Below are 1,223 nucleotides of genomic sequence, written 5' to 3'. Positions count from 1 at the left end.
TCCTACGAAGCAGCTGTCACCCTCGCATCACTCCTGATGTGGGCGTGACATTTGACGACAGAACCTAGACAGCTCCACCGCACCGGAGGTCTTCGCCTTGAGCAACCCGACCACCAAGTGTTAGCAACGCTGGTGATCAATACAGCTAGGACATCAGACACAAACCGCTCCGGCGCAGGAGGCCAAGATCGACGGGGGCGCGACGGGCCGACTGGCGCAGTGTCCTGCCGGGTTCGTACGGTCAATGGCGAAGGGTCTGCACGATAGTGCGGGCGAGCAGACGGCAGCCGGGTCAGGCATCCAGTGGCGTGAGTGAGGCGGAAGGATGACGAACCGCAATCCGACGGGAGGCATGAGGGCTTGTCGGAGTTCGGACAGCTTCGGACCGTCGCTGGCGGTGATGTGGAGTGGCTCGGGGGACTCGGTGGCGAACAGACTGGATGTCCTGGTGCCGAGGGCGCGCGCCAGAAGGTGAATGGTCTCGACCTTCGGGTTTCCGTCCTGCTCGATACTCCGTACGGCTCCGAGCGACACACCTGCCTCTGTGGCGAGTTGGTGCTGACTCATGCCCAACCGGCGGCGGTGGTTACGGACGTTATCCCGGAGCGACGACATCAGAACACCTCCTGCTTCAGAGTACTTGAGCACGCCGCCCAGAGGGTTTCGCACCGGTGCCAGATGAGGCGAGGGGCGTCGGCGGGCCAATCGGCCTGCTGGACAGCAGGGCCGGCGTGTTCGCCGCCGCCTAGTCTTATCGATCTGTTGCCTGGGGGTACTGGCGGACATTGGTGCACTCCTTCAACGTTCAGATGGGGCTGTGCGGTGCCTTGGCGTTTCCACGCCTAAGACGTCGTTTCATTTGGTGAGGCGGCGGTGACAGATGAGTGTGGCTGCGATGCCGACGAAGGCGAGGAAGTGTTCGGCTTTGCGTTCGTAGCGGCGGTGGAGACGTCGGCAGCCGGCCAGCCACGAGACGGTCCTTTCGACGACCCATCGGTGTCGGCCCAGCCGCTGTGAGGATTCGATGCCCTTGCGGGCGATGCGGTGGCGGATGCCTCTCCTGCGGAGCCATCGGCGCAGGTGGTCGTAGTCGTAGCCCTTGTCGGCGTGCAGTTTGCCCGGCCGCCGGCGGCGGGGTCCACGCCGGGAGCGGATCGGCGGGATCCCGCGCACGAGCGGCTCAAGGCCCTGGCTGTCGTGCATGTGGGCGCCGGAGATGCCGA

2 protein-coding genes are annotated in these 1,223 nt (G+C 64.8%); both read right to left on the bottom strand.

The annotated features are described in order from the left end of the window. Window positions 1-153 precede the first annotated feature (153 nt). Entirely contained in the window at window positions 154-615 is a 462-nt protein-coding gene (locus IEY79_RS37075; protein ID WP_189112055.1) for a helix-turn-helix transcriptional regulator, read from the bottom strand. A gap of 240 nt (window positions 616-855) precedes the next feature. Further along, the coding region (locus IEY79_RS37070) for an IS5 family transposase (RefSeq protein WP_189112054.1) at window positions 856-1,223 on the bottom strand (368 nt) is incomplete at its 5' end.

Origin of the sequence: Streptomyces camponoticapitis (assembly GCF_014646115.1) — a bacterium.
Classification (GTDB): Bacteria; Actinomycetota; Actinomycetes; order Streptomycetales; family Streptomycetaceae; genus Streptomyces; species Streptomyces camponoticapitis.
Note: the sequence above shows the minus strand (reverse complement) of the source record. Positions and strands in the feature narration are given on the sequence as shown.